The 19,630-nt window shown below is 64.4% G+C and carries 20 protein-coding genes; 14 read left to right on the top strand and 6 right to left on the bottom strand.

What is annotated here, in order from left to right:
- The 3 genes from BN1233_RS29920 to BN1233_RS29910 all read left to right on the top strand — a co-directional run.
- A partial coding sequence (locus tag BN1233_RS29920) for a glutathione S-transferase family protein (protein ID WP_046867332.1) occupies positions 1 to 669 on the top strand: 669 nt, incomplete at its 5' end.
- Between the two features lie 99 nt (positions 670 to 768).
- The gene (locus BN1233_RS29915; RefSeq protein WP_046867331.1) at positions 769 to 1,629 is read left to right on the top strand and encodes a D-amino-acid transaminase; all 861 of its coding nucleotides are present in this window, start codon (positions 769 to 771) and stop codon (positions 1,627 to 1,629) included.
- Between the two features lie 79 nt (positions 1,630 to 1,708).
- The gene (locus tag BN1233_RS29910) at positions 1,709 to 2,059 is read left to right on the top strand and encodes a hypothetical protein (protein WP_244470803.1); all 351 of its coding nucleotides are present in this window, start codon (positions 1,709 to 1,711) and stop codon (positions 2,057 to 2,059) included.
- 76 nt (positions 2,060 to 2,135) lie between these two features.
- Here the strand turns inward: BN1233_RS29910 and BN1233_RS29905 are convergent, their stop codons facing one another.
- The 3 genes from BN1233_RS29905 to BN1233_RS29895 all read right to left on the bottom strand — a co-directional run bounded on the left by BN1233_RS29905 (position 2,136) and on the right by BN1233_RS29895 (position 5,363).
- The gene (locus tag BN1233_RS29905; protein ID WP_046867329.1) at positions 2,136 to 2,918 is read right to left on the bottom strand and encodes an SDR family oxidoreductase; all 783 of its coding nucleotides are present in this window, start codon (positions 2,916 to 2,918) and stop codon (positions 2,136 to 2,138) included.
- Between the two features lie 174 nt (positions 2,919 to 3,092).
- On the bottom strand, positions 3,093 to 4,340 hold the full coding sequence (locus BN1233_RS43435; protein ID WP_053086451.1) for a coiled-coil domain-containing protein: 1,248 nt from the start codon (positions 4,338 to 4,340) through the stop codon (positions 3,093 to 3,095).
- Positions 4,341 to 4,760: 420 nt separating this feature from the next.
- Positions 4,761 to 5,363 carry a DUF1134 domain-containing protein gene (locus tag BN1233_RS29895; protein WP_046867328.1) on the bottom strand — a complete coding sequence of 201 codons (603 nt, stop codon included), beginning with the start codon at positions 5,361 to 5,363 and terminating at the stop codon, positions 4,761 to 4,763.
- Between the two features lie 155 nt (positions 5,364 to 5,518).
- Here BN1233_RS29895 and BN1233_RS29890 point away from each other — a divergent pair, with 155 nt between their 5' ends.
- On the top strand, positions 5,519 to 6,022 hold the full coding sequence (locus BN1233_RS29890; protein ID WP_046867327.1) for a YHS domain-containing (seleno)protein: 504 nt from the start codon (positions 5,519 to 5,521) through the stop codon (positions 6,020 to 6,022).
- Between the two features lie 90 nt (positions 6,023 to 6,112).
- Here the strand turns inward: BN1233_RS29890 and BN1233_RS29885 are convergent, their stop codons facing one another.
- Positions 6,113 to 6,940, bottom strand: a complete 828-nt coding sequence (locus BN1233_RS29885) for a 3'(2'),5'-bisphosphate nucleotidase CysQ family protein (RefSeq protein WP_046867326.1) — start codon at positions 6,938 to 6,940, stop codon at positions 6,113 to 6,115.
- Positions 6,941 to 7,124: 184 nt separating this feature from the next.
- On the opposite strand from BN1233_RS29885, the gene chpT reads away from it, so the two are divergent.
- The 6 genes from chpT (at position 7,125) to BN1233_RS29855 (ending at position 13,598) form a co-directional block, all read left to right on the top strand.
- Positions 7,125 to 7,769, top strand: a complete 645-nt coding sequence (chpT, locus tag BN1233_RS29880) for a histidine phosphotransferase ChpT (RefSeq protein ID WP_046867325.1) — start codon at positions 7,125 to 7,127, stop codon at positions 7,767 to 7,769.
- A gap of 115 nt (positions 7,770 to 7,884) precedes the next feature.
- Entirely contained in the window at positions 7,885 to 10,530 is a 2,646-nt protein-coding gene (locus BN1233_RS29875) for a hybrid sensor histidine kinase/response regulator (protein WP_046867324.1), read from the top strand.
- A gap of 163 nt (positions 10,531 to 10,693) precedes the next feature.
- Positions 10,694 to 11,185: a chemotaxis protein CheW gene (locus tag BN1233_RS29870; protein ID WP_046867323.1), complete on the top strand. Its 492-nt coding sequence runs from the start codon at positions 10,694 to 10,696 to the stop codon at positions 11,183 to 11,185.
- A gap of 24 nt (positions 11,186 to 11,209) precedes the next feature.
- Positions 11,210 to 11,575 (top strand): response regulator, encoded by a 366-nt coding sequence (locus BN1233_RS29865; protein WP_046867322.1) that lies wholly within the window; start codon positions 11,210 to 11,212, stop codon positions 11,573 to 11,575.
- 50 nt (positions 11,576 to 11,625) lie between these two features.
- Entirely contained in the window at positions 11,626 to 12,705 is a 1,080-nt protein-coding gene (locus BN1233_RS29860) for a protein-glutamate methylesterase/protein-glutamine glutaminase (RefSeq protein WP_046867321.1), read from the top strand.
- A complete protein-coding gene (locus BN1233_RS29855; protein WP_046867320.1) occupies positions 12,702 to 13,598 on the top strand; it encodes a CheR family methyltransferase in 897 nt (298 codons plus the stop codon). Before BN1233_RS29860 ends, BN1233_RS29855 begins: the two co-directional genes overlap by 4 nt.
- A 345-nt stretch (positions 13,599 to 13,943) precedes the next feature.
- On the opposite strand, the gene ctrA is transcribed toward BN1233_RS29855, so the two are convergent.
- Entirely contained in the window at positions 13,944 to 14,645 is a 702-nt protein-coding gene (gene ctrA / locus BN1233_RS29850) for a response regulator transcription factor CtrA (RefSeq protein WP_046867319.1), read from the bottom strand.
- A 337-nt stretch (positions 14,646 to 14,982) separates the two neighbouring features.
- Between ctrA and fliI the strand changes: the two genes are divergently transcribed.
- Both fliI and fliJ read left to right on the top strand, forming a co-directional pair.
- Positions 14,983 to 16,326: a flagellar protein export ATPase FliI gene (gene fliI / locus BN1233_RS29845; RefSeq protein ID WP_046867318.1), complete on the top strand. Its 1,344-nt coding sequence runs from the start codon at positions 14,983 to 14,985 to the stop codon at positions 16,324 to 16,326.
- A gap of 21 nt (positions 16,327 to 16,347) precedes the next feature.
- The gene (gene fliJ / locus BN1233_RS29840; protein ID WP_046867317.1) at positions 16,348 to 16,764 is read left to right on the top strand and encodes a flagellar export protein FliJ; all 417 of its coding nucleotides are present in this window, start codon (positions 16,348 to 16,350) and stop codon (positions 16,762 to 16,764) included.
- 98 nt (positions 16,765 to 16,862) lie between these two features.
- On the opposite strand, the gene BN1233_RS29835 is transcribed toward fliJ, so the two are convergent.
- Positions 16,863 to 17,483, bottom strand: a complete 621-nt coding sequence (locus BN1233_RS29835) for a GNAT family N-acetyltransferase (RefSeq protein WP_046867316.1) — start codon at positions 17,481 to 17,483, stop codon at positions 16,863 to 16,865.
- Between the two features lie 206 nt (positions 17,484 to 17,689).
- Here BN1233_RS29835 and BN1233_RS29830 point away from each other — a divergent pair, with 206 nt between their 5' ends.
- Both BN1233_RS29830 and BN1233_RS29825 read left to right on the top strand, forming a co-directional pair.
- Positions 17,690 to 18,679, top strand: coding sequence for a lysylphosphatidylglycerol synthase domain-containing protein (locus BN1233_RS29830; protein WP_046867315.1), 990 nt, complete (start codon positions 17,690 to 17,692; stop codon positions 18,677 to 18,679).
- 9 nt (positions 18,680 to 18,688) lie between these two features.
- Positions 18,689 to 19,531, top strand: coding sequence for a class I SAM-dependent methyltransferase (locus BN1233_RS29825; protein ID WP_046867314.1), 843 nt, complete (start codon positions 18,689 to 18,691; stop codon positions 19,529 to 19,531).
- The last annotated feature ends 99 nt before the right edge of the window (positions 19,532 to 19,630 follow it).

Here is a 19,630-nt window from a genome sequence, read left to right as displayed (position 1 = left end):
GGGGTCATTCCGGATCCGATCATGGGGGCCCGCCGCCTCCATGAGATCTACACCGCAGCGGTCCCGCACTACACCGGCCGGGTAACGGTCCCGGTGCTCTGGGACAAGCAGCGGCGGACGATCGTGAACAACGAGTCATCCGAGATCATCCGGATGCTCAACTCCGCCTTCGACGGCGTCGGGGCGCTCCCCGGCAACTACTACCCCGAGCCGCTCCGCGACGAGATCGACGCGCTGAACACGCGGATCTACGAGACAGTCAACAACGGTGTCTACAGGGCCGGCTTCGCGACCACCCAGGAGGCCTACGAGGAAGCGATCGGCCCTCTCTTCTCGACCTTGGACTTGCTCGAAGAGAGGCTCGAGCAGCAACGGTTTCTCTGCGGCGAGATGCTCACCGAGGCCGACTGGCGGCTCTTCACGACGTTGATTCGCTTCGACCCGGTCTATGTCGGGCATTTCAAGTGCAACCTGCGCCGGATTGCGGACTATCCGAACCTGTCCCGCTTTCTCGTCGCGCTCCTCGGCATGCCGGGTGTCGCGAAGACCGTCGACCTCGGCCATATAAAGCGGCACTACTACGAGAGCCACCTCACCATCAATCCGACGGGGATCGTGCCAGTCGGGCCGGTGCTCGACCCTGCCATCCGCGCACTGCTCGGAGGCTGATTTCTGTGGTTTCCCGGTGACGCAGCCATCAAAAGCGGCAATAGGTGTCCCGCGAAGGAAGCAACCTCATGACGGCTCCCTTTCACGCACGGAGTTCCCATGTCCCGAATCGTTTTCCTGAATGGCTCCTTCCTCCCCGCCGAACAGGCGCGAATCCCGGTGATGGACCGGGGATTCCTGTTCGGGGACGGCGTTTACGAGGGAATGGGCGTGCTGGGTGGCCGGCTCATCGACAACGAGGCGCATCTGGTGCGCCTGGAGCGGTCCCTCGGTGAGGTTCGGATCGCGAATCCGTATAGCCGTGCGGAATGGACGAGCCTTGAGGAGGAGCTGGTCCGGCGCAACGGGCTGGCCGAAGGATTCCTCTACCTGCAGGTGACCCGTGGGGTCGCGGAGCGGGACTTCCTGTTTCCGAAGAGCACCGAGCCCACGGTTCTCATGTTCACCCAGGCGAAATCCATCGTTCATTCTCCGGCGGCAGAGACCGGGATCAGCGTCATCAGCGTGCCGGACCTTCGCTGGAAACGTCGCGATATCAAGTCCCTATCCCTGCTGGCTCAGGTTCTCGCCAAGCAGGCGGCCGTCGAGGCGGGGGCTCAGGAGGCGTGGCTGGTGGAGGACGGCTTCGTCACAGAAGGTGGCTCCTCGAGTGCCTTCATCATCACGAAGGCCGGCAGCATCGTCGTGCGGCCGCTCTCGCACGCCATCCTCCCCGGCATCACCCGGCAATCGACGCTCGCCTTGGCCCAGGAAACAGGGCTGACGATCGAGGAGCGCCTCTTCACGCTGGAGGAAGCCCATGACGCGGCCGAAGCGTTCCTGACGAGCGCTTCGAACTTCGTTCTACCGATCGTTTCGATCGACGGACGGCCCGTCGGGAACGGCAAACCCGGCCCGCTGACCCGCCGGCTGCGCGAGCTCTATCTCGGCATGGCGGGCGCATCGGCAGAAGCCGCCTGAAGAGTCGCTCCTCCGGGGCAACCCGGGAGCGGCCGGAACCGCTCCCCACCCCGTCCGTTCCTTGTCAGGAGGAATGGATATGATGAATCCCTTGCGGTATCTCGTTGCCGGCTGCATGGCGGCCGGCTTGGCCGGGAGCGCCCTGGCGCAGGATCTGCCGCCTCAGCAGCAGGCCCCGAACATGCCGGGCCCGCGGGCAACCATACCCGAGAAGGTCGACCCGCCCCTGCGGGACCCGTCATCGACCGGGACTACGGGCTCGAGCGGGACGCTGAGCGACAAGTTGGAGCAAAGCGAAGGCGTGATTCGGCCGCCTTCCGATATCGCTCCTGATATGACGGTCCCGGCTCCGGTTCCGAACCCCGGAACGACGCCCGTCATTCCGCCTCCCGGAAGCCCAGGCGGCACACAGAGCGTGCAGCCGAAATAGCAGAGCGGCCCCCGAGTGCGCCACGCCGCAGCCGGCTCTCGCCGAGCCGGCTGCGTGAAGCGAGTGCCGAACTGGCTCAGACCGAGCGGACCGCTCCGCCGTCGACGCGGATCATGCTGCCGGTCACATAGCTCGCCCGCTCGGACGCGAGGAAGCACACCATGTCGGCGAATTCTTCGACCCGTCCATAGCGGGCAGCCGGAATGGAGGCGCGAGCCGCTTCAGCGATCTCCTCGATGGTCTTGCCCTGCGCCTTGGCGTTCGCGGCATCGAGCTCACCGGTCCGGTCGGTCTCGATCCGGCCCGGGAGGACCATGTTGACCGTGATCCCTTGGCTGGCCACTTCGGTCGCGAGGGTCTTGGACCAGCCGACGATCGATGACCGCAATGTGTTGGACATGGCCAGGTTCGGAATCGGCTGGATGACTCCGGACGAGGCGACCGTCACGATCCGGCCCCATCCGCGCTCGCGCATTCCGTCCAGGACGAGACCGGCGATCCTGAACACCGGCAGCACCATCGCTTCGAATTGAGGAACCCATTCCTCAGGCTTGACGCCGAGCGCCATTCGGGCAGGCGGTCCACCCGTGTTGGCGACGAGGATGTCGACGCCGCCCAGAACCCGAACCGCCTCTTGATAAATGGCTTCGACGTCACGGGTGAGATCGGCCACGAATGCGTGCGCCCGTCCCGGTCCCTTGGCGCTGATCTCTGCCGCCGCGGCATTCAGGCGATCGGCGGAGCGAGCGGTCATGAGGACGTTCGCGCCCTCGGTTGCGAGAGCGCTGGCCACACCGCGGCCAAGGCCACGGCTGGATGAAAGGACAAGAGCACGCTTGCCGGTCAGGCCTAAGTCCATGGGAAACTCCAAGAGTTGGGTGATTGTGCCGTTGAGCCGGCCCAAACTGACGATTCAGGCTCTACTATTCCAGTGTCCCGACGCAAGTCGGGGCGCCCCCTTCATCCGGCCCGGCATGCGGTCTGGCGTGGCGGTGGAGCAGCGAGCACCCAGGACTTGCTGGGAAGGAATCCGCTATCGGGCAGCGTTTCGCCGGCCTTTCATGCGTTTCGTAGAATTGTTCGCAGAATTGGCGGACGAGTTGGCCTGCATGATCGTGTCGGCGAGCTCCGAGATTCGCCGGCGCAGGTCTTCGTTCTCGGCCGCGATCCTGGCATTTGAAGCGTCCGGGTTTCGAGCCGCCTCGAGTTCCCGGCTCAGCCTTGCGCCATCTTCGCGGGCGGTCGCCAGTGCACTTTCGAGCGAGGCCTTCTCGGCTTCGAGCTTTTCGACGAGAGATCGGATCTCGCTTCGATCCTCCTTCAGGGCCTGTGGCTCTTCGAGATTCGCTGCCGTCCGGGCTTCCCGATCAGTCTCGAATGCGGGAGACTTCCCCTCACGAGCGGAGTGAGAGCTCTCGGTATCGTTGACCCGAGATGCGTCCTCCACGCTCCTGGCGTCGCGTTCGCCTTCCAGCTCGCGGATCCTGGCTTCCAGCTCGATGACACGCTCCTGCTCGGCGAGAAGATTGCCTGCCAGATCGGTGAGGCGCTGCCGCTCTTCCGCCAGCTCGGCATCCCGCTCCCGAAGGGAACGCTCCAGATCTTCTGCGCGCTGGAACTGAGTGGCGAGACGCGTTTCGACGTCTGAAATCGTGATCCGCTTGGCATCGAGATCGTTCAGCACATCGTTCCAGCGTGCCGTCAGATCCTGGTATTCGGCCTCGAGCTTTGAAAACCGGTCCTGGCCGGTGCCGAGCTCGGCGCGCATTTCCGCCACCGTCGTGCCCGTGCGTTCGAACTCGTCGCGGGTCGCGCTCAGCTCCGTGAGCGTGCGCCGGTGCGCCTCCTCGAGGGCCGCGAGCGTGTCCCTTGCACCGGACAGGGAGGTTCTGGTCGAATCGAGCTCGGCCACGGATTCGGCGAGGCTCTTTCCCGTCTCGGCGAGATCCTGCTCCAGATCGGAGATCGTCCGGTCGCGCTCCGCGAGCTGCGTCTCGAGGGATTCGATCCGCATGGCCCGGCGGCCAAGCTCCTCCAGGGATTGGTGCTTGACGGCGAGCGCGTCCTCCGCCCGGCGCTCCAGCTTGCGTTGAAGAACGGCGAACTCTGCGCGCAGGTGATCCTTCTCCGCAGTAAGCTCCGAGATCGACATCGGGAAAAGGGCTTCGGCCCTGCGGCGGGCGAGGCGCTCCGCCCGCGCATTCACGGCCGGGATGATCAGGAGCGAAATCAGGGTTGCCGCCAGGAACCCCAGCGCGAAGACCATGACGGATTCGATCACGCGGGAACGGACTCCTGGCTGAGCGAGAGAAAGCGGCTGCACCCTGCCATGCTCCGGCGACGCTTTCCAGAGCGGTCGCGGGTGGGCTTCCGCCCGGCAGGGGCCGCACCATTCGCCATGATCCCGGCCCCATGGCAAGAGGCGAGCCGAAGGTTTGTCACTTCCTCGGCTGCTTGCTTTGGCGGCGTGGCGCGCCGGAAACATCGCCAGCCGGCAATGCAGCTCACGCCGGACCGGTTGGGGGCAGGAACCGGAGGAGGGAGCCGCCGGCCGATGTCAGAGGAACGCTATCCGGCGGATCCGGTGCAGGACATGGATGGCCGGGAGAAATCGCCTGCTCGGGCCGCTGGGGTGCTCGAGAGCGCTCCTGATCCGCATAGCTTCCCGGCAGACAGGCATGTGAGCAGAAGGAACTGCTCGTCAGAAGGGATTCCAAGTCGGCTCGGGGGTGAATTTCAGGTAGCCGAGGTTGACACCGAGGCGCCAGCCCAGACCCGACCGGATCGGGACGACCACCATTTCGTCGGAGCCGACCGCAGTTACGCCGAATCCACCGATCAGATAGGCCGAACCGTCGATCCCAGGGAAGCGCCGGAAGAGGGCGTTCACGGAAGGCATGTTGTAGACGAGCATCATCGTCCGGGCGCCGTCACCTCCAACATCGAAGCCCAGGGAGGGGCCCTGCCAGAAGATGCGCCGCTGTCCGGCATTGCGCGTGAAGAGATTGCCCTCGCCGTAACGCAGCCCGCCGAAGAAGGCACCGGATGCCTCCTGCCCCAGAATGTAGCCGTTCGGCTCACCCCAGCGACGGACGGCCTCCTGGACCGCGAGCGCGAGACCGCGGGAAATTCCGCCGAAGAACTGGTGGCCCGAATTCACCAGCTCTTCCGGGTTGAAGGTGTTCGGATCGCCGGGACTCGTGGTCTGCGCGGAATAAGCGCCGACCGCTGCGGCTGGAACGGTGCCAAAGCCCGTCAGCAGCGCGAGAGCGAGGGCACCGGCAAGATTTTTCACGAGACTCATGAGCGACCTCCTCTGCTTCGAGACAGGAGCATCCAGATGCCATGCTCCGCATCGAAGCCATCGACCGAATCTTCACACGTTCTGCGGAAGATCGTGTCCTGTGATCGACGAGCGTTCGGGGCTCGAAACATCTTCTAGGTTTATCAAGATTAACAATGACTTTACGAACCGCGACGATTGCGCTGCTCGTCGTCCTCTTGCCGTCTCTTGCAGCCGCGCAAGCCGGCAGCCGGTCGGTCCCACGGCTCCCAGAGCCGGCGGGTCTCGCCGAGGTATTTCAGCGTGACGAACTCACCGGGCTCGCGCTCTCGGGACTCGATCCGGTCACGTTCTTTCTCCCGGACGGACCCAAGCCGGGGCAGACGGAACTGCAGGTCGTCTGGGCGGGCGTCGCATGGCGCTTCGCGAGCGAAGCCAACAAGGCCGCTTTCGTCGCATCTCCCGATGCCTACGCCCCCCGGATCGGCGGATACGATGCCTTGGCGGCAAGCCAGAAGCGGATCGTCAACGCGTCCCCGGCGTTTCACGTCGTCCGCGATGGTCGTCTTTATCTGTTCCGATCGGAGGATAGCCGGGCACGCTTCCTCAGCGATGCGACGATCCCGGCCCGTAGCGAGGAGGCGTGGCTCGGTCTTCGCGCGGAACTGGTCCAGCGATAGCAACCTGTCGTCACATCGCGCGTTTGAGCCGCTTGCCTCGAGCGAGCGGAGGCGCCGAGCGGAAGCTTGCCGCACAACAGCCTTCAGGTGTCAGGCGCTCGCCGTTGCAGGAAGCAATACGCGCTGCGCAAGTCTGGTATCTCCAACCGCAGCGAAGGGGCCGTTTCTGTAGCCGCGGCTCTGATGCCCATACGTCATTGGCGTGCCGCCGGGGCCGATCACCCGCCCTCCTGCACGCGTCAGGATGTGGTCGCCCGCTGCCGTATCCCACTCCATCGTCGGCCCGCAGCGGATATAGACATCCGCCTCACCAGCGGCGATCAGGCCGAACTTCACCGCGGAGGAGGCGGTGCGGCGTGTCCGGATCGAGAGCGCATCCAGCAAGGCATCCGTCGTCGCATCGCCGTGACGGCGGCTGACGAGCGCGACGAGTTCTCCCTCGACGGCGATTCGTGACTGCAGCGGACGCCACGCGATCTCGTCGGCGGCGCTATCGGAAATCTCGCCCTCGGAGGCATGATCGCCTGCGATCCAGATCCGTTTCAGGGCAGGGGCAGCAATGACTCCCGCAATGGGGCGACCCTCTTTCACGAGCGCGATGTTGACGCTGTATTCGCCCGTGCCCCGAATGTAATCGCCGGTGCCGTCGAGAGGATCGACGAGAAAGAAATACTCCTCCGGGGCAACGGCATTCGCGGTCTCTTCCGCAACGATCGGCACGCCGGGAAAGGTGTCGCCCAGACGCGCGATGATCAGTTTTTCAGCTGCGAGATCGGCCCCCGTCGTCGGGGTGCCGTCTTCCTTGATGCGGTGATCCTTGATGGAGTGCTCCATCCTTTGGAGCAGCAATCCGGCTTCGATGGCGATCGCAGAGAGCTTCAGCGCGATTGGGTCGGGTTGAGGATCACGGAGCGGCATGCCGTTTTGTGCCCTTTTGCCGCTGTGGTGTCGATCCCCGGCCCGGCTTTTCAAAGTGCGCGATGCCGGTTATCCGGGATTCGTCCCGCTCCGCCTGCGGGCTGCCGGGAGGTCATGGCAGTCTTCGGGCTCCGGGACAGGGCGGCCGGGGGGCGGCCGCGTCGGAAGCTCAACCGGAGTCGTCATGGCCCAAATCACGCTCGATTCGCTCGACCTTGCCGCCTTGCTGTGCTCCCGGGTGTGTCACGACGTCATCTCCCCGGTCGGAGCGATCGTGAATGGGCTCGAGGTCCTCGAAGACGAGTCCGATGCGACGATGCGCGACTTCGCGCTCGACTTGATCCGCAAGAGCGCGAAGCAGGCTTCGGCACGCCTGCAGTTCGCACGACTGGCCTTCGGTGCGGCCGGCTCCGCGGGGGCCGTGATCGATCTCGGCGATGCCGAGCAGGTAGCCCGCGGTCTCTTTCAGGACGAGAAGGTGACGTTCTCGTGGTCCGGACCTCGCGAGCTGATGCCGAAGAACAAGGTGAAGCTGCTCCTGAACCTGATCGTCACCGCGATCAACGCGGTCCCACGTGGGGGCTCCATCGCGGTGACCGTGACGGGAAATGGGGAGGATTGCCGCTTCGTGCTGCAGGCCAAAGGGATCAACGCGCGCATCCCGCCACACGCTCAGGCCTTGCTCGCCGGATCACCCGAGAATGGCGTCGTCGACGCCCACGGAATCCAGACTTTCTATGCAGGCCTCGTGGCGCGAGCGGCGGAGATGAGCGTGTCGCTCACGATTGCCGGCGACGAGGTGACGATCGAAGCCGCTCCGGTGATCTGAGCCGCCGCAGCGCGAGGCCTCGCCGCGCCATGGGCAAGGGGAGGCCGGATCTCAATCAATTGGAAAGACCAAGCAGCCATACTCGCCGGGTATTGCGTACCGGGCTGAGTGGCCGATGGATGATTTGTTGCGCGAGTTTCTGACGGAGACCGGGGAACACCTGGATACCGTCGATGTCGAGCTCGTGCGCTTTGAGCAGGATCCGAACAACGAGTCGATCCTGCGCAACATCTTTCGGCTCGTCCATACCATCAAGGGCACATGCGGCTTCCTCGGCCTGTCGAGGCTCGAGGCTCTGGCCCATGCCGCCGAGACGCTGATGGGCAAGTTCCGTGACGGCATGCCGGTCACGAGCGATGCCGTCACACTCATCCTCGCAACCCTCGACAGGGTGAAGGAGATCCTGGCCGAGCTCGAGCGCAAGGGGGTCGAGCCGGAAGGTTCGGATCCCGATCTCATCACGGCGCTGGAGGAAATGGCCGACCAGGAGCCGGGGCCGGTCACGGAAGATAGTGCTGCAGCCGCGGAGCCGATGCCCGTCCAGAGTCTCGAGCGACCGCTCGAGCCGCGCGAGGTTTCTCTCGACGAACTCGAGCGCGCCTTTCGCGAGGCGCCTGGTCCGGACGATATCGCTGCTGCAGAGCCCGAACTCCCGATTGCGGCGCGGCCAAATTCGGACCCGAAGCCGGATATTGCCGATCACCCCGAGAGCGTGGATCAGACTCAGGGAAAGAATCAGACCATCCGCGTGACCGTCGGCACGCTCGAGCATCTGATGACGATGGTCTCGGAACTGGTGCTGACGCGCAATCAGCTCCTCGAAATCGCGAGGCGCGTCGACGATCCTGCCTACAAGGCGCCTCTGCAGCGTCTCTCGCATGTCACGGCCGAACTGCAGGAAGGCGTCATGAAGACACGGATGCAGCCGATCGGAAGTGCCTGGCAGAAGCTGCCGCGCATCGTGCGAGACCTCTCCGGAGAATTGTCGAAAAAGCTCGAGCTCGTCCTGCAAGGAGGCGATACCGAGCTCGACCGGCAGGTACTCGATATCATCAAGGACCCGCTCACGCACATGATCCGCAACTCGGCGGATCATGGCATCGAGACGCCCCAGGAGCGGAAGGCCGCCGGCAAGCCCGAGCACGGCACGATCAGGCTCAATGCCTATCACGAAGGCGGCACCATCACGATCGAGATCGCCGATGACGGACGGGGTCTCGATCATCGCGCCATCCGGCGCAAAGCCATCGAGCGAGGCCTCGCTCCGAAGGCCGAAATCGAGCGCATGAGCGATGCGCAGGTCGCCAGGTTCATTTTTCACCCGGGCTTCTCGACCGCGACGGCCGTGACATCGGTGAGCGGGCGCGGCGTCGGCATGGACGTCGTCAAGACGAATATCGAACTCATCGGAGGCACGATCGAGATCCGCTCCGAGCAGGGGCGGGGTACGACCTTCACGATCAAGATCCCGCTGACGCTGGCGATCGTCGCGGCGCTGATCGTCTCGGTGCAGAATCAGCGCTTCGCGATCCCGCAAGTTGCAGTCCTCGAACTCGTCCGGGTATCGCCGGGCTCGGACAACGCGATCGAGCGCGTCAACGGAACGCCGATCCTACGGCTGCGCGACCGGTTGCTGCCGATCGTGCCACTCTCGGCGGTTCTGGGCTTGGCGGCAGAGCAGGAAGACGAAGGTTACGTCGTTGCGACCCAGGTCGGCGGACAGCGCTTCGGAATTCTCGTCGATACCGTCTTCCACACGGAGGAAATCGTCGTAAAGCCGATGAATTCCAAGCTGCGTCACATCCCCCTGTTCTCGGGGAACACGATTCTGGGCGACGGCGCAGTCGTTCTGATCATCGACCCCAATGGCATCGCCCGCAAGGTCGGATCGGACAGCTCGGACCGTGAGTTCCGAGCCGATGATGCTCTGGACGAGCCGGTCGAGCAAAGCGGCGAGACCGAAACGCTCCTCGTGTTCCGCGGCACCGGCTCCGCCTTGAAGGCGATCCCGCTCTCGCTCGTGAGCCGGCTGGAGGAAGTCGACGCGACGGCGGTCGAGTGGCTGGGGGAGCGTCCTTACCTTCAGTACCGCGGTCGATTGATGCCGCTCGTGCCGGCCGACGAGAATCTCGCCGTCAAGCGCGAAGGCATGCAGGCGATTATCGTGTTTGCGGATGGCGAACGCTCGATGGGCCTCACCGTCGAAGAGATCGTCGACATCGTAGACGACAGCCTCGATATCGAACTCGTCGCCGGCAGGCCCGATCTCGTGGGCTCCTCGGTAGTCCGCGGCAGGGCGACGGAAATCGTGAATCTCGCGCATTTTCTGCCCTTGGCTCATGACGACTGGATGAGGCCATCTTCGCGCGCGGCCGCATCGGCGCGCTCCGTGCTCCTCGTCGACGACTCGGATTTCTTTCGGGACATGCTCGTGCCGGTGCTCAAGGCATCGGGCTACCGGGTGCATCCCGCTTCCTCTGCCGACCATGCTCTTCAATTGATCTCACGGGGCCTTCAGCCGGATGTCCTCGTGACGGATCTCGACATGCCGGAGCGCGATGGATTCCATCTCGTCGAATCCCTGCGTGCCGATCCCAGGTTTTCCGATCTCCCGGTGATCGCGCTCGCATCCGGCGTGAGCCGGGACACCGTTCAGCACGGCCATAAGCTGAACGTCACGGAGTTCGTCGCAAAGTTCGATCGTTCCGGGCTTCTATCGGCACTGGCCGCGGCGCAGGATGCGTTTGGAGAGTCGGCATGATTATCGACGCCGGCGCCGCCACCCTCACCCGAACGCTTCGCGTCCGACTCCTCCCGTCAAGGGAGAGGTTGTGCGTCACCTCTCCCCCAGAGGGAGAGGTCGCCCCGAAGGGACGGGTGAGGGGGGAACCCCTGCGCTCGCCTCGTAAGTCGCAGGAGAGCGCATGACCTCCATCCCCGCCAACACGAACCTGCCTCGGGATTCGCACGCTCTCGATAATGTCGAGGATTTCGTGACCGTCCTCGTCGCCGGTCAACTATTCGGCCTGCCAATCGGACGGGTTCACGAGGTGTTCATCGCGAGCACCCTCACGGATGTTCCGCTGGCTCCGCACGAGATCGTCGGTCTTCTGAACTTGCGCGGGCGGATCGTGACCGCCGTGTGTCTCCGCAGACGCCTCGGCCTTCCTGATGCGGAGACACAGCGCGGGATGGCCGTCGGTCTTGAACTGGGCGGCGAATCGTACGGGCTGCTGATCGACGATGTCGGCGAGGTCATGAGACTTTCGTGCGACAGCATGGAAGCCGTTCCGGTCCATCTCGACGCACATTGGTCGCGCCTTGCTCGCGGAGTCTTCCGGCTCGATCGGCAGCTCTTGATCATTCTCGATGTGGATGCCGTGCTGGCTCTCGACGACACGTCGAGGGCTGCATGATGTCCCGCTTCTGGAGTATGCAACGTGAAGCATTGTCTCGTTGTTGATGACAGCGCGGTGATCCGCAAGGTGGCGCGCCGCATCCTCGAAGGACTCGAGTTTCGAATTTCCGAGGCCGAGGATGGCGAGAAGGCGCTGGACGTTTGCCGCGAAGGCATGCCGGACGCCATCCTGCTGGATTGGAACATGCCGGTGATGGACGGCTACGAGTTTCTCAAGCACCTGCGCGTCATGCCGGGTGGCTCGGAACCGAAGGTTCTCTTCTGCACGACCGAGAATGATGTCGGGCATATCGCCCGCGCCCTCCATGCAGGCGCGGACGAATACATCATGAAGCCCTTCGACAGGGACATCGTCGCTGCGAAGTTCCATGAGGTCGGCCTCGCCTGACAGACTGCGCTTGCGGTCGCGCCGGCCGCGCTCGTACCGGTATCGCCGAGATGTTCTCATCGACCGCTCTCAAGCCCGAGCCGTTATCCCGCTCCACCAGGGTCATGGTGGTCGACGACAGCGCCATCGTGCGTGGGCTCGTCTCTCGCTGGCTGAGCGAGGCCGATGGATTCGATGTCGTCGCGACTGCGGCGAGCGGCCGGCTGGCGCTCCAAGCGCTCGAGAGTACGAAGCCCGACATCGTGCTCCTCGATCTCGAGATGCCCGATATCGATGGCATGACTGCCTTGCCGAAACTCTTGGCCCGGCGCCCTGGAGTAAAGGTCGTTGTCGTCTCGTCGCTTACGAAACGGAATGCACAAGCGTCGTTGAAATGTCTCTCGCTCGGAGCCGTCGATTATCTTCCCAAGCCCGAAGGGAGGCGGCAGGCTTCAGCGAGCGGATTTCGTGACGAGCTCATCGAAAAGTTGCGTGCACTCGGCGCTCCCAAGACGTCCATGCGGTCCGAAGGTTATTCGCCCTCTGCGGCGCGGCTCGCATTGGCCGGCACTGCGATCCCCCAATGCCTGCTCGTCGGTGCGTCGACCGGCGGACCGCGGGCCGTCGAGGAGGTACTCCGAGGGCTCGGTCCTGCAATCCGCAAGCTGCCGGTCCTACTCGTCCAGCACATGCCGTCCACCTTCACTGCGGCGTTCGCGGAGCATCTCGGAACGCGGCTCGGCATACAGGCTCGCGAGCCGCAGGACGGCGAGACCCTTGCTCCGGGCACCGTTTACGTCGCCCCCGGCGGACGCCACATGGGCCTGCGTTCCGGATCCGAGATCCGGATCGAGAATGGACCACCAGTGAGTTTCTGCAAGCCGGCGGTCGACGTGCTGTTCAGGGACGCTGCAGCCTTTCTCGGCCCATCCGCGATCGCCATCGTTCTGACGGGCATGGGATCCGATGGAACGGAGGGGGCGAGGGCGCTCGTGCGCGCGGGCGCGAGCGTCATCGTCCAGGACGAGGCGACCAGCACCATCTGGGGCATGCCCGGCAGCATCGTGCGCGCGGGCCTCGCGCGGGGCGTGCTACCGCTGTCGGCCATTGGCCCCGCTCTAAGAGACCATATTACGGGCTCACTGCCATGACGGAACCGGAGTTCGACTTTCTTCGCGCCTTTCTGAAGGCGCGCTCCGGCCTCGCCTTGACGCCGGACAAGCAGTATCTCGCGGAGAGCCGCCTCGAGCCGGTGCGTCGGCACTTCGGCCTCGAGAGCCTCGCTGCGCTCGTCGCTGCGCTTCGCGCCGGCCGCGATCCCGATCTCGAGATCTCGGTGCTCGAGGCGATGACCATCAACGAGACCTTCTTCTTCCGCGACAAGATCCCGTTCGATCTTTTCAAGGAGGTTCTCCTGCCTCGCTACATGAAAGCGAGGGCTGCTTCGAAAAGACTCCGAATCTGGTGTGCCGCCGCCTCCACGGGGCAGGAGCCGTACTCGCTTGCCATGCTCCTCGATGAGGCGAGACCCAGCCTGGCCGGGTGGCGGATCGAGATTCTGGCAACCGATCTTTCGAAAGCCGTGATCGACCGTGCGAAGGCCGGCCTCTACACGCAATTCGAAGTGCAGCGCGGTCTGCCGATCCAGCTCCTGCTGAAGCACTTCACGCAGGTCGGAGATCAATGGCAGATTTCGCCGAAGATCCGCGAGATGGTGAGTTTCCGAACCGCCAATCTCATCCGGGATTTCACGCCGTTCGGCTTCTTCGACATCATCTATTGCCGCAACGTGCTGATCTATTTCGATACCGCAACGAAGTCCGCCGTGCTGCAACGCCTCGCAGCGGCCCTCGCGCCGGACGGCGCACTCGTGCTGGGAGCGGCCGAGACGGTGCTCGGCCTCACGGAAGCGCTCGTCCCCGAACCCGACCATCGCGGCCTTTATGCTCGCGCCGACGCACCGGGCCTTCCGCCAGTCCGTGTCGCGGGCGCCCGGCATCCCGCGTTCTGCGCAACGCCGGACTTGCTGCGCGCCTCGACCTGATCGGGTAGAGCGAGAGACGCGGGCGTGATGCTCTGCGATTCCCGGTGCCACATCTTCGTTGCGAGGGAAGCGAAGCAATCCTGCGGCGCACTCGTCGACGGGTAGATTGCTTCGCCTCCGGCTCGCAAGGACGAGGAGGGCATGGGAGTGGGACGAGAACTTCCGGAAACTGAGTGCGCCGGATCCACTTCCGTCATTCCGAACGAAGTGAAGCAATCCAGGAATTGTGGCGCCAACGCCTCAATCGCTTGGCTGCACTCGCCGCAACGGCGAAATCACACTCCTCAAACGAAAAGACCCGGCTGGTCAGCCGGGCCTTGGTGCATGAAGCGAAGCGTCTCTCGGTCAGATCGCGATGCGCTCGTCGCCATCGGTCGGTTCGCGGAGCACATAGCCACGGCCCCACACCGTCTCGATGTAGTTCTTCCCCTGGGACGCGTTGGAGAGCTTCTTGCGCAGCTTGCAGATGAAGACGTCGATGATCTTCAGCTCCGGCTCGTCCATGCCGCCATAAAGATGGTTGAGGAACATCTCCTTGGTGAGCGTCGTGCCCTTCCGGAGGGAGAGCAACTCGAGCATCTGGTATTCCTTGCCCGTGAGATGCACGCGCGAGCCGGCGACTTCGACCGTCTTGGTGTCAAGATTCACGACGAGATCGCCGGTCGTGATCACCGATTGCGCATGCCCCTTCGAGCGACGCACGATGGCGTGGATGCGCGCGACGAGCTCATCCTTGTGGAAAGGTTTCGTGAGATAGTCGTCCGCGCCGAATCCGAGCCCTTTGACCTTGTCCTCGGTGCCCGCGAGGCCCGACAGAATCAGGATCGGGGTCTTCACCTTCGCGACCCGGAGCGTGCGAAGCACCTCGTAGCCGGACATGTCCGGCAGATTGAGGTCGAGAAGGATGATATCGTAATCGTAGAGCTTCCCGAGGTCGATGCCCTCTTCACCAAGGTCGGTGGTGTAAACGTTGAAATTCTCGGATTTAAGCATCAGCTCAATGCTTTGAGCTATGGCGCTGTCGTCCTCGATCAGAAGTACGCGCATTGTCGATCCCCAGCCCTAGCCCCTCAGCGTGCGAGCGGCGAAACCCGCCCATCCCCCCTCGCGAGGGCAGATGTCCGCTTTGATCCGATTCGCAACCCTAGTATCGAATGGTTAACAAACCCTGATTCGTACGCGCAAGCGTCGCACGCCGAGGGCTCCCAGTATTGTTTCGATCTGAAGTCGATCAGCGGGTTACGGATCGTCATCGGCTCACATTGCGCCACGCCGAAAGTCGAGGCGTCCAGGAGACATCCCGACGAGGGAGCGACGCGTGGCCTGGTCGTTCCCCTGGCCTCATTGTTAAGGAGGCCGGTAAACGAAAGGTTTACGTGAAGCCATGGTGAACGATCGAGCGGGTGGTCTTCGCGACGCGCTCTCGGCGATCGAGGAGATCGATGAGCTGGAGATTTGGGGACGGGTCGCCGCCGTGCGCGGCCTGCTCATCGAAATAGCCGGCCCGGTGAGCGCGATGAGCGTGGGCGGAGCCGTCGAGATCGCGATCGACCGCGGCACGGTGCTCGCGGAAGTAATCGGTTTCGCGGGTGAACGTGCGCTCGCGATGCCGTTCGGGTCGCTCGAAGGTGTTCGCCGCGGTTGCGCGGCTCGGGTGCGCTCGGCCGCGAGCGGCGTGCGTCCGTGCGAGGCGTGGCTCGGGCGCGTCGTGGATGCGCTCGGCCGCCCGGTCGACGGCAAGGGGCCGCTGCCGCAGGGGCCGACTCTCTATCCGTTCCGGCGCGATCCGCCGCCGGCGCATTCCCGTCAGCGGGTCGGCGGGCCGCTCGATCTCGGCGTTCGCGCCATCAACACGTTTCTGACCACCTGCCGTGGCCAGAGAATGGGGATCTTCGCCGGATCCGGTGTGGGCAAGTCAGTGCTCCTGTCGATGCTCGCCCGCCACACGTCCGCCGATATCGCCGTGATCGGCCTCGTCGGAGAGCGGGGGCGCGAGGTGCAGGAATTCCTGCAGGACGACCTCGGCGAGGAGGGGCTCGCCCGTTCGGTCGTCGTCGTTGCGACCTCCGACGAGCCGGCGCTCATGCGGCGGAATGCGGCCTATCTGACGCTCGCCCTATCCGAGTTCTTCCGCGATGCCGGCGCCTCGGTCCTGACCATGATGGATTCCGTGACGCGCTTCGCGATGGCGCAGCGCGACATCGGGCTGGCCGTGGGCGAACCTCCGACCGCCAAAGGCTATACGCCGACGGTCTTCAGCGAGCTCCCGCGTCTGCTCGAGCGAGCCGGTCCCGGAACCTGGGAGGGAACGGTGACCGGAATCTTCACGGTGCTCGTCGAGGGCGACGACCATAACGAACCGGTTGCCGACGCGGTCCGCGGAATCCTCGACGGCCACATCGTGATGGAGCGCGCAATCGCCGAGCGCGGGCGTTACCCAGCCATCAATATCCTGAAATCGGTGTCCCGCACGATGCCGCGGTCCTGCGATCCCGCCCATTGGCCGACGGTCGTCCGGGCCCGGCAGGTGCTCGCAACCTATGCGGATATGGAAGAGCTCATTCGGCTCGGCGCCTATCGCGCCGGCTCGTCGGCCGAAGTCGATGAGGCGATCCGGCTTTTCCCGGCCCTCGATGCCTTCCTGGCGCAGAGTAAGGAAGAGTCAACCTCCATCGGCGAAGGTTACGCCCGCCTGACGAACATTCTGAGCAATTCATCGGGCGTCTGAACCTTCGTGGAGTAGGAAACGATGAAGCCGAGGGACACGCTTCTGCGTCTGAAACGATTTCAGGTCGACGAGAGGCGTCGCAGAGTCGCTCAGATCGAGATGATGATCGCCGAGTTCGACCGCATGGCGGAGGATCTGGACCGGGAGATCGCGGTCGAGGAGCAGAAGGCCGGGATCTCGGACCCGGCACACTTCGCATATCCCACCTATGCGCGCGCCGCCGGGCAGCGCCGGGACAATCTCCGCCAGTCGGCGGTCAACCTGCAGTCTCAGCTCGAGGACGCGAAGGCGGAACTCGGCGAGGCCTTCGAGGAACTCAAGAAGATCGAAATCCTCGATGATCGTGAGCGCGCCGGCGAGCGCGCGCTCGACAACGCCCGTGATCAGGCGGCCATGGACCAGATCGGCGTGTCACGGTCGCTGCGCGCTTCCGCGTAGGACCGGGAGTCTCGGGCCGAGCCATTCGCGCTCCGGGGAGTTCCCGGAGCGCACAGAGAAGCATAGCGGGTTCGATCCGTTTCCTGGCGGATCACCGATCAAGGATCCACCCTGTTTCCCGGAAGGAAGATCGGCACCTGCGGGGCCGCACTCCGGGAGAGGAAACCTTTCAGCCTCGGGTCATCCGCAACCTCGATCGCCTGCCGGTATGGAACGAAGCCGGAGCGCCTGTAGAAGGACAGCGCCGCCGGATGATCCAGCGAACAGGTATGGACAAAGAAGCGGGAAATCTTCCGTCGAAAGGCCCGGCGGATTGCCTCGTTCATCAGGAACCGGCCGGCTCCGCTCCCGATCCTCTCCGGGACGAGCCCGAAGAAGGAAAGCTCGCACTCGTCCGGCTTTCGGAAGTCGAGCTCGAGCAGCCCGAAATCCTGCGCATCGTCCACGAGCGCGAGGGCCTCGACGTCCGGGTTGCCGATGATCTCGCGCAATGTCCGCTCGGGCATGAGAGCCCGGCTGAACCAGAGCCACGGCTCGCCGACCCGCCGGAACAGGGCCCGATAGCGATCGAGGTCGCCGGAAAGACCCTGCAGCCGCCATTCCGCCGGCCGGGCGAGCTGTCTGAGACGCGGCCGCTCCTTCATCTCGAGATACGTCACGATGGATGCGACCTTCCCGGGAGGGAGGTCGGTGTAGCCATTCAAGTTGAGCGAGGGCACTCGAACCTCGACCGTGTGGCGGGACTCGGCATCAGGTCTGCCCGAGAGGCGGGCGGGGTGCAACCGATCGACTCAGGAGAGGAGCCGGCTCCTTGCCCTAGTGCCAGCCGGCTGGAACCTCTTTCGCAAAGACGGCCAGCGAAGCTTGCGAGGCAAGCCCTTTTTCGGCACATCAGGGAGCCTTGGGAGGAGCCAGACCGCTTTTGATGAAGAACGTGCGTGAGTTCATTTGGCCGCTGATCGGGCTGACTGCGGTCGTCGTGTCGGGCTGGCTTCTCTTTCGGGAACTTCGGGGCTTGTCGCTCGACGCCGTGTGGGCAAGCCTGACTGCCATACCGGCGCATCGCTATGCCCTGGCGGGCCTCTCGACCTTCGTGGCCTATGCGGCGCTCGCCTGGTACGATCGGATCGCTCTGCTGCATCTCGGCGTCCGCCACATCTCGTGGCTCTACGTCTCTGTGTGCTCCTTCACGACCTACGCGCTCGCACACAATGTCGGGGCTTCGGTCTTCTCGGGTGCGCTCGTCCGGTACCGTGCCTACAGCGCCAAAGGATTGAGCGCGCCGCAAATCGCCGTGCTCGTCGCTCTGTGCTCCCTGACCTTCGGGCTCGGGACGATCCTTCTCGGCGGCGTCGTCCTGACGATCGACCCGACGCTTCTCGAACGCCTTGAGGGGCTCCTGCCCGAGGCGCTCACGACGCCAGCGACGGCGCGCGGCATCGGCCTTCTGCTGCTCGCCATCGTCGCTCTCTATATGCTCGGCTCGATTCTCCACCTGCGCCCGCTGGTGATCCGGAAGTTCAAGCTCGAGTATCCCCGACCCGCCGTCATGGTCCGCCAGATGATCGCGGCTCCCCTCGAACTCCTGGGAGCGGCGGGGATCATCTACTTCGCTCTGCCGGCGCCGCTGGAACCGAGTTTCGTGGTGGTGCTCGCCGTGTTCCTGGCCTCGTTCTCCGCGGCCCTCGTGTCGCACGCACCTGGTGGGCTTGGCGTATTCGAGCTCGTCTTCCTGACCGCGATGCCGGACATCCCGAAGGCGGATGTGCTGGCTGCGCTGATCATCTTCCGGGTCTTCTACCTGCTCATCCCCTTCGCTCTCTCGATCGCGGTCGTTCTGCTCTTCGAGCGCGCAAGGCTCGCACAGGCCTGGAAGAACCGCGGGATCGGTCAGCCTCCGACCCCACTCGTCTGAGCCAGCCCGATGCGCGTCTGGTGGCGGCGACTCCGGCTCGGACTCCCGACTGTCACCGGCCTGAGCCCCGGCGGCTTCTTCATTCCCTATCGCTATGCGGCGGGAACGCGAGCGCAGGATTATCCGGCCCTAAGGCCGCTCTTCGAAGCCGCCGGCCCGGCCTTCTCCGATACCCTGGCCGCAATCGAAGAGGTAGCACCGGATCTTCTGAGGATCGCAGAGGAGGGCGGTCCGGCTCGGTTCGACCAGGACTGGTTCCCCCGCCTCGATGCCGCGGCCGCCTACGCCATCGTTCGTCGCCACAAACCGGCTCGCATCGTCGAGATCGGGTCCGGGCATTCGACCCGCTTTCTGGCTCGGGCCGTCGCCGATGGCGGTCTGGAAACGATCATTACCTGCATCGATCCGGCGCCCCGGGCCGCCATCGCCGGACTGGGAGTGCGGCACATCCCGGCTCTCCTTCGGGACGCCGGGAAAACCGTGTTCGCGGATCTCGCACCCGGCGACATATTGTTCGTCGATTCGAGCCACGTGGCCATGGCGGGCACTGATGTCGACCGTCTGTTCCTCGACGTGGTGCCGCGCCTTCCGGCCGGGATATTCCTGCATGTTCACGACATCACCCTGCCGGATGCCTATCCCGAGGCCTGGGCTTGGCGCGGCTATAACGAGCAACTCCTCGTCGGCGCACTGATGCAGGGCGGCGCTTTCACGCCTGTTTTCGCGAGTCACTTCGTTAAGTCGGCATATCCGCTGCCGGAGGTGGTGCGGCGGCTGCCGCTGCAGCCAAGCGACTTCGAGACGAGTCTATGGCTGCGCAAGGTGGCCGCACCGATCTCGCATCAGGCTTGAGATCTGCCCGACAATGCTCTTCCGGCACTCATGCCACCCCGTCATTGCGAACGAAGTGAAGCAATCCAGGGGCGCATCCGTCGACGGGTAGATTGCTTC

This window comes from Microvirga massiliensis (genome assembly GCF_001006805.1).
Taxonomy (GTDB): Bacteria; Pseudomonadota; Alphaproteobacteria; order Rhizobiales; family Beijerinckiaceae; genus Microvirga; species Microvirga massiliensis.
This window is presented reverse-complemented; position numbering and strand designations above follow the sequence as displayed.

What these genes read in the sequence shown, in the direction of transcription:
- BN1233_RS29905 (WP_046867329.1), bottom strand. Translation starts at nt 2,918, where the DNA reads ATGGACTTAGGCCTGACCGGCAAGCGTGCTCTTGTCCTTTCATCCAGC.
- fliI (WP_046867318.1), top strand. Translation starts at nt 14,983, where the DNA reads ATGGTGAACGATCGAGCGGGTGGTCTTCGCGACGCGCTCTCGGCGATC.
- BN1233_RS29890 (WP_046867327.1), top strand. Translation starts at nt 5,519, where the DNA reads ATGACTTTACGAACCGCGACGATTGCGCTGCTCGTCGTCCTCTTGCCG.
- BN1233_RS29910 (WP_244470803.1), top strand. Translation starts at nt 1,709, where the DNA reads ATGATGAATCCCTTGCGGTATCTCGTTGCCGGCTGCATGGCGGCCGGC.
- ctrA (WP_046867319.1), bottom strand. Translation starts at nt 14,645, where the DNA reads ATGCGCGTACTTCTGATCGAGGACGACAGCGCCATAGCTCAAAGCATT.
- BN1233_RS29855 (WP_046867320.1), top strand. Translation starts at nt 12,702, where the DNA reads ATGACGGAACCGGAGTTCGACTTTCTTCGCGCCTTTCTGAAGGCGCGC.
- BN1233_RS29860 (WP_046867321.1), top strand. Translation starts at nt 11,626, where the DNA reads ATGTTCTCATCGACCGCTCTCAAGCCCGAGCCGTTATCCCGCTCCACC.
- BN1233_RS29830 (WP_046867315.1), top strand. Translation starts at nt 17,690, where the DNA reads ATGAAGAACGTGCGTGAGTTCATTTGGCCGCTGATCGGGCTGACTGCG.
- BN1233_RS29885 (WP_046867326.1), bottom strand. Translation starts at nt 6,940, where the DNA reads ATGCCGCTCCGTGATCCTCAACCCGACCCAATCGCGCTGAAGCTCTCT.
- chpT (WP_046867325.1), top strand. Translation starts at nt 7,125, where the DNA reads ATGGCCCAAATCACGCTCGATTCGCTCGACCTTGCCGCCTTGCTGTGC.
- fliJ (WP_046867317.1), top strand. Translation starts at nt 16,348, where the DNA reads ATGAAGCCGAGGGACACGCTTCTGCGTCTGAAACGATTTCAGGTCGAC.
- BN1233_RS29875 (WP_046867324.1), top strand. Translation starts at nt 7,885, where the DNA reads ATGGATGATTTGTTGCGCGAGTTTCTGACGGAGACCGGGGAACACCTG.
- BN1233_RS29870 (WP_046867323.1), top strand. Translation starts at nt 10,694, where the DNA reads ATGACCTCCATCCCCGCCAACACGAACCTGCCTCGGGATTCGCACGCT.
- BN1233_RS29825 (WP_046867314.1), top strand. Translation starts at nt 18,689, where the DNA reads ATGCGCGTCTGGTGGCGGCGACTCCGGCTCGGACTCCCGACTGTCACC.
- BN1233_RS29915 (WP_046867331.1), top strand. Translation starts at nt 769, where the DNA reads ATGTCCCGAATCGTTTTCCTGAATGGCTCCTTCCTCCCCGCCGAACAG.
- BN1233_RS29895 (WP_046867328.1), bottom strand. Translation starts at nt 5,363, where the DNA reads ATGAGTCTCGTGAAAAATCTTGCCGGTGCCCTCGCTCTCGCGCTGCTG.